Genomic DNA, 5,962 nt, shown 5'->3' on the forward strand with positions numbered 1-5,962 from the left:
GCGCTGCGCCAGCGCGGCGGTGTGCTGCGCGGACTGGCGCGGGGCGGGCACCCGGAACGGCGGCAGGTCCAGCTCGTGGGCCAGCGCGTCGAGTTCGGCGCCCATCTCGGCGGCGTCGGCGTACCGGCCGTCCGGGTCCCGGTGGGTCGCGCACGCCACGAACGCGTCGAATTGTGGTGGCACACCGTCGATGACGGTGCTGGGCGGCGCGACGTCGTGATCCAGGCGCTGATAGGCCACACTCAGCGCGGAGTCCCCGGAAAACGGGGTGCGCCCGGTCAGCAGTTCGTAGCACAGGATCCCGGCCGCGTAGACGTCGCTGTGCGGGGCGGCCTGGCCGTCGCGGACCTGTTCGGGCGACAGGTACGCCGCGGTGCCCAGAATGACGCTGGTGGAGGTGATCCCAGCGGCCGCGAGGGCGCGCACCAAACCGAAATCGGCGATCTTAACCTCGCCGTCGTCGGAGATCAGGATGTTCTCCGGCTTGACGTCGCGGTGCACCAGCCCGGCCCGGTGCGCCACCGCCAGCGCCCCCAGCACCGGGCGCAGCACCGCCACCACCGCGTGCGGCGGCATCGGGCCGCGTTCGTTGAGCAGCTCGCGCAGGGTGCCGCCCTCGACGAGCTCCATCACCAAAAACGGCCGCCCGGAATCGGTGCCCTGGTCATAGACCGCGACCAGCCCGGGGTGTTTGAGCCGGGCCACCGCGCGGGCCTCCAGCTGAAACCGGGTCAGGAACTGGGTGTCCCCGGCGTAGCGGGCGTCCATCACCTTCAGCGCGACCGGGCGGTCCAGCCGCAGGTCCACCCCGCGATACACCGTCGACATGCCGCCGGTGGCGATCTTGGTGGTCACGCGGTACCGCCGATCCAGTACCGCGCCCTGAAGGGCGTCCCCCGCGCCAGCCGTCGCCACCCCGACATCGTAGGTGTGCGCGGCCCGAACACGGGCTCAGCGCGCGGGGTTTCGGGCCGGCCGACACGTTCTACACTGGGCCCGGTGAGCAGTATTCCGGCCGGGGATGACGTGTTGGCCCCCGACGAGCCGACCTACGACCTGCCCAAGGTCGCCGAGCTGCTGGGGGTGCCGGTCACCAAGGTGCATCAGCAGCTGCGGGAGGGGCATCTGGTCGCGGTGCGGCGCGGCGGGACGGTGGTGGTGCCGCGCATCTTTTTCACCGACACCGGCGAAGTGGTCAAAAGCCTGCCCGGGCTGCTGGTGGTGCTGCGCGACGGCGGCTATCACGAAACCGAGATCCTGCGCTGGCTGTTCACCCCGGATGCGTCGCTGAGCCTGACCCGCGACGGGGTGCGCGACCCGGTCGACAACGCCCGCCCGGTCGACGCGCTGCACGCCCACCAGGCCCGTGAGGTGGTGCGCCGGGCCCAGGCTATGGCGTACTGACGGGGGCCCGCGGCGCCCGGTACAGCGTGTAGAACGCGAACGCCGCGCAGCCGGCCGCGATGCCGACGTGCACCCAGGAGTACATGCCGTGCGCGCCGTCGGGTTTGAAGATCACCATCACATAGGTGCACAGCGCCGCGATCGTGGCCAGCGCCACCCGGGACTGCGCCACCGCGGCCGCCGCGGCCAACGGCCAGGTGTAGTACCAGGGCAGCGCCGCCGGCACGAACAACACCACGATCAGCATCGCCCAGGCGATCCCGGTCAGCGCCGCACGGTCGTCGCGGCGGAACCGCCACCACAGCAGCGGCAGCGCCACCGCGATGACGGCGACCCCGATGATGCGGGTCACGTGCAGCACGGCGTAGAAGTTGACCGGGAAGAACAGCCCGCCGATCGCATGCACCAGGTTGGCGGTCGCCGTCGGCACCGTCAGCGCGTTGATGATCTTCACGTTGCCGGCCAGCAGCGCGGTCAGCCAGCCCAGGCCCACCCCGGCCAGCCCGGACAGCACCCCGAACACGGTGACCACGATGGCCACGGTGGCCGCGCCGGCCGCGGCGAACGCGAACCCCGGCCGGTAGCCGCGCCGGTCCCGCAGCTGCCGCATCCACACCCACACCAAAAACGGCAACGCGATCCCGGCGGTGGCCTTGACCGCCACCCCCAGCGCGACCACGGTGATGCCGGCCAGCGGGCGGCGCTGCACGGTCAGCGCGATGCCGGCCGTCATCAGCCCGACCATCAGCATCTCGTTGTGCACCCCGCCCATCAGGTGGATGATCACCAGCGGGTTGAGCACGCAGATCCACAGCGCGGTCGGCCCGTTACCGCCGACGTGGCGGGCCAACCGCGGCGCCGCCCAGATCAGCAGCGCCAACCCGGGCAGCATGCACAGCCGCAGCAGCATGGTGCCCAAGATGACGTGGTCGCCGACCAGCATCGTGACGAACTTCGCGACCAGGATGAACGCCGGGCCGTAGGGCGCGGTGGTGGCCGACCAGATCGGGCTGACGTCGTCCAGCAGCGGATTGGGGTTGTCCACCGGCCCGACCAGGTAGGGGTCCAGCCCGTCGCGCAGCAGCGCGCCTTGGGCCAGATACGAGTAGGTGTCGCGGCTGAACACCGGCACCGACGCCAGCAGCGGCGCCAGCCAGAACCCGGTGGTGGCCACCAGGGTGTCCTCGGTGACGGTGCCGTCGAGGACGCGCCGGCCCAGCCGCAGCCAGGCGATCAGCATCAACGCCACCCCGGTCCACAGCAGCACCGAGGACAGCACCAGCCCGTGGCCGAACCGCAGCCAGGACAGGTGCAGCCCCTCCAGCAGCGGGTCGTGCAGCTTGGTGCGGCCGGCGCCCAGCCCGCCGGCGGTGATCAGCGCCGCGCCCAGGCAGCCCAGCAGCGCCGGGCGGGCCTGGGGGCTGGCGGTGAACTCCTGCAGCCGGGCCAGCCGTGGGGGCCGGGCGGCGGCCGCGTCGGCGGTCGTGGGGGTCGGGCCGGACATCGGTGCTCAGCTGGATCGGTTGGCGGCCAGGCTGGCCAGTTCGGACAGCCCGGCCTTGGCCGCGGCGGAGATCGGGGCGGCGGCCAGCGTCGCCTGCGCCCGCCGGGTCAGCGTGTCGATGTGGTCCTCGACCGCGGCCAGCGCCCCGACCGCGGTGATGACATCGCACAGCTCGCCGACCTGGGCGTCGGTCAGCTCGGTGCCGATCGAATTGCGCAGCAGCTGCGCCGCGGCCGGGTCGGCCTGATCGGCCAACTCGACCGCCTCGGCCCACAGCACGGTGCGCTTACCGGACCGCAGGTCGTCGCCGGACGGTTTGCCGGTCACCGCCGGGTCGCCGAACACACCCAGCACGTCGTCGCGCAGCTGAAACGCCACCCCCAGGTCGGTGCCCAGCTCGTGGAAGATGGCCTGCACGTCGGGGCGGTCGGCCGCCGCGGCGGCGCCCAGCTGCAGCGGACGCGACACCGTGTACGACGCGGTCTTGTAGGTGTTGACCCGCATCGCCGAGGCGATCGAATCGGCGCCGGTGGCCTCGGCGACGATGTCGAGGTACTGCCCGCCGAGCACCTCGGTGCGGATATCGGCCCACACCCGGCGCACCCGGGCGTGCGCGGCCGGCGGCAACTCGGCGGCGGCCACGATGTCGTCGGCCCAGACCAGGGCCAGATCCCCGAGCAGGATCGCCGCCGACAGCCCGAACTGGTCGGGCACCCCGCGCCAGCTCCGGTCGCGGTGCAGGCCAGCGAATTTCACGTGCGTCGTGGGTTTGCCGCGGCGGGTCGCCGAGGCGTCGATCACGTCGTCGTGCACCAGCGCGCAGGCGTGCAGCAACTCCAGTGCGGCGAACAGCCGCAGCATCCCGGGGTCGGGTTCGGCGTCGGCCACCGCGCGCCACCCCCAGTAGGCGAACGCCGGGCGCAGCCGCTTGCCGCCGGACAGCACGAACTCTTCCAGCCCGGCCACCAGGCCCTCGTAGTCCGGCCCGATGTAGGCGGTGTCCCGGCGGCGGTCCCGCAGATACCCGCGCAACTGGTCGGTGACGGCGCCGGCCAGCTCCGCGGCTGACGGAGCGGGTGCGGCTGTAGCCCTAATGCTCAGCGCGGCGCCCCTTTCTGCTCTGTGCGCTACCGATGACGGAGTGCATTCAAGGGTAGAGCGTACGGCCACTTTCCGATGCGCTGAACGGTCGGCCCGCTCCAGTTGCTTCGACAGGCTCACTAACTCGCCCCTATGCTGTCTGCAGAACCGTGCGCACGCTCAGTTGTAGAAGCAGCGCCGTCCCGGTCGCGATCGCCTCGCCCGGTTTGGCAAACACAGGAGCATCCACTTGACCTTGAACACCATCGCGCTCGAACTCGTCCCGCCCAACGTGGAACGCGGGCGACAGCAGGCCATCGACGACGCGGGCAAGGTGCTGAAGTTCGCCGCGGAATCCGGCCTCGACGGGCAGATCCGGCACATCATGATGCCCGGGATGATCGAGGAAGAGGCCGACCGGCCCATCGCGTGGAAGCCGAAGCTCGACGTGCTGGATTTCTGGTCGATGGTCAAACCGGAGCTACCCGGGATGAAAGGACTGTGCAGCCAGGTCACCGCGTTCTCCGATGAGCCGTCGCTGCGTCGGCGGCTCACCGATCTGGTCGCCGCCGGGATCGACGGCATCGTCTTCGTCGGGGTGCCGCGCACCATGGCCGACGGGGAGGGCTCCGGCGTCGCGCCGACCGACGCGCTGTCGCTCTATGCCGAGCAGGTCCCCAACCGTGGGGTGATCCTGATCCCGACCCGGGAAGGTGAGCCGGGCCGGTTCGGGTTCAAGTGCAGCCAGGGTGCGACGTTCGCGCAAACCCAGCTGTTGTACTCCGATGCGATCGTGGGATTCCTGTCCGAGTTCGCCCGCAGCACCGACCACCGGCCCGAGATCCTGCTGTCGTTCGGCTTCGTCCCGAAGATGGAGAGCCGGGTGGGTTTCATCGATTGGCTCATCCAAGACCCGGGCAACGCCGCCGTCGCCGGCGAGCAGGACTTCGTCCGGGAGCTGGCGCACAGCGAACCCGCGCAGAAGCGTCGGCTGATGCTCGATCTGTATAAGCGGGTGATCGACGGGGTGGCCGACCTCGGCTTCCCGTTGAGCATCCACCTGGAGGCCACCTACGGGGTGTCCGCGCCGGCGTTCGAGACCTTCGCGACGATGCTGGACTACTGGTCGCCGCGCGCGGAGTGAACCTCGGCCTCGTCCTCGTCGTCCTCGCCGAACCGGGGGGTGCGGTCGCGGCCCGTCCAGGCCAGCACCGCGATCAGGATCGCGACCGCGATGGACCCGAGGCCCAGCCGCGTCGCGGCGCTGGTGAACGAGCGGGTGGACGGGTCGGTGTAGCGGGCCTGGGCGCTCATGGTGGTGACCACCCCGGGTTTGAGTTTCCATTCCACCGAGTCGCTGGCGATGCGATCCCCGTTGGTGGAGGTCACCTCCCCGGGGAACGACACGCTTAACTGCACGTCGGCCTCGGGGTCGTCCACCGTGGTCAGGTCGACGCGGCCCTCCAGGATCACCAGGTCGCCGGCGCGGCGCAGCGACAGGTCCACCCCGGCGGCCTCGGGGTTCATATTCGCCAGTTGCGGCAGTTCGGCGAAGGTCAGATCGGAGAACACCGCCTGCGAGCCGACGTAGCCGTCCCGGTCGTACTTCGAGATCGCCACCTTCTGGCTGAACGGCAGGTCGGGGTTCAGTTGCGGCCCCGGGTCGTGCTCGTTGCGGGGTTGGGTCGCCGCGATCACCTGGCCGGACACCTGGTCGTCGGGGGAGACGGTGATCGTCGCGTGGACCCGCAGGCAGCCGACGGTCATCAGGGTCACCGGCACCAGCAGCAGCGTCAACGCCAGCAGGCGGCGAACCCGGGGTGGGCGAGAGGTGGCGCGCACCAGGTCATCGTGCCAGACCGGCGTTACGTGTGTCGTCGTGCCGGCTTGGTTTCGTCACGACAGTGGCAGCGGACGGCCCAGGATGGCGAACGGGCGCGGGTCACCGGCGAAGTGGTAGCCGCGGATGATGTC

6 protein-coding genes and 1 pseudogene are annotated in these 5,962 nt (G+C 70.9%); 2 read left to right on the top strand and 5 right to left on the bottom strand.

Annotated elements, in window-relative coordinates; translation table 11 throughout:
• Positions 1-915, bottom strand: a 915-nt coding sequence (locus BKN37_RS25155; RefSeq protein WP_071029782.1) for a protein kinase domain-containing protein, incomplete at its 3' end; no start/stop codon positions are given.
• 84 nt (positions 916-999) lie between these two features.
• Between BKN37_RS25155 and BKN37_RS25160 the strand changes: the two genes are divergently transcribed.
• Positions 1,000-1,404, top strand: a complete 405-nt coding sequence (locus BKN37_RS25160) for an Rv2175c family DNA-binding protein (RefSeq protein WP_071029775.1) — start codon at positions 1,000-1,002, stop codon at positions 1,402-1,404.
• Here the strand turns inward: BKN37_RS25160 and BKN37_RS25165 are convergent.
• Together BKN37_RS25165 and idsA2 are read right to left on the bottom strand one after the other, a co-directional pair.
• The gene (locus BKN37_RS25165) at positions 1,391-2,908 is read right to left on the bottom strand and encodes an alpha-(1->6)-mannopyranosyltransferase A (protein WP_071029777.1); all 1,518 of its coding nucleotides are present in this window, start codon (positions 2,906-2,908) and stop codon (positions 1,391-1,393) included. The genes BKN37_RS25160 and BKN37_RS25165 overlap by 14 nt on opposite strands.
• 6 nt (positions 2,909-2,914) lie before the next feature.
• Complete coding sequence (gene idsA2, locus BKN37_RS25170) at positions 2,915-3,964, bottom strand: bifunctional (2E,6E)-farnesyl/geranyl diphosphate synthase (protein ID WP_071029784.1); 1,050 nt, start codon at positions 3,962-3,964, stop codon at positions 2,915-2,917.
• 274 nt (positions 3,965-4,238) lie between these two features.
• Here idsA2 and BKN37_RS25175 point away from each other — a divergent pair, with 274 nt between their 5' ends.
• A complete protein-coding gene (locus BKN37_RS25175; RefSeq protein ID WP_071029779.1) occupies positions 4,239-5,132 on the top strand; it encodes a mycobacterial-type methylenetetrahydrofolate reductase in 894 nt (297 codons plus the stop codon).
• Here BKN37_RS25175 and BKN37_RS25180 read toward each other — a convergent pair.
• Positions 5,108-5,755 carry a DUF3153 domain-containing protein gene (locus BKN37_RS25180; RefSeq protein ID WP_165618393.1) on the bottom strand — a complete coding sequence of 216 codons (648 nt, stop codon included), beginning with the start codon at positions 5,753-5,755 and terminating at the stop codon, positions 5,108-5,110. The genes BKN37_RS25175 and BKN37_RS25180 overlap by 25 nt on opposite strands.
• A gap of 129 nt (positions 5,756-5,884) precedes the next feature.
• Positions 5,885-5,962, bottom strand: a pseudogene (locus BKN37_RS28500) (GNAT family N-acetyltransferase); the annotation flags it as partial.

The organism is Mycobacterium talmoniae, assembly GCF_001854525.1.
Classification (GTDB): Bacteria; Actinomycetota; Actinomycetes; order Mycobacteriales; family Mycobacteriaceae; genus Mycobacterium; species Mycobacterium talmoniae.